Source organism: Vibrio sp. YT-19(2023) (assembly GCF_033337395.1).
This window is the reverse complement of sequence record NZ_JAWOQN010000606.1, coordinates 1-654: the sequence shown is the minus strand read 5'-3', so window position 1 is coordinate 654 and position 654 is coordinate 1. Positions and strand designations below refer to the sequence as shown.

1 protein-coding gene is annotated in these 654 nt (G+C 49.4%); it reads right to left on the bottom strand.

Features of this window, described 5'->3' with window-relative positions; translation table 11 throughout:
- Positions 1-14: 14 nt before the first annotated feature.
- Complete coding sequence (locus R7E78_RS27415) at positions 15-653, bottom strand: OmpA family protein (RefSeq protein WP_318058790.1); 639 nt, start codon at positions 651-653, stop codon at positions 15-17.
- Position 654: the final 1 nt, after the last annotated feature.

The following is a 654-nucleotide window of genomic DNA, read 5'->3' as shown; positions in this document are numbered from 1 at the left end:
ATGGTGCTACCAAATTACTTCAGTGGCAAGATCTGGATTTCAACACGGCGGTTGCAAGCACGACCTTCAGAAGTTTGGTTTGAGCAAATTGGATTGCGCTCACCGTAGCCACGTGCAATTGCACGGCCTGGAGCCACTTTTTGAGACACTAGGAACTGACGAACAGATTCCGCGCGACGCTCAGAAAGCGTTTGGTTGTATGATTCGCTACCAGTGCTGTCTGTGTAGCCATCAATGACTAGGCTTGTATCCGGGTATTCAACCAGAATACGAGCAACACCACGTAGAGTATTGTGGATGCTTGCATCCAGTTGGTATGAGCTTGAAGAGAAGCCAATGCCATTTTCCATGCGAAGTAGAAGTTGGTTTTCACCTACACGCTGTACTTGTACGCCAGAGTTTAGCAACGCACGACGCAGTTCTGCTTCTTGTTGGTCAAAGTAATAACCGACGCCTGCTCCAGTAGCACCGCCTGCCGCCGCACCAATAAGAGCATGTTTACGACGTTCTTTTGCGTTATCACCAGTTGCCAAACCGATCGCTGCACCAGCAATAGCACCAATTAGCGCGCCTTGCGTGGTAGAGTTCGTTTCGTATTCACCCGTTGTTGCATTTTGGCGTTGAGTAGCTTGACAGCCTGTAAGAGCTAGCACT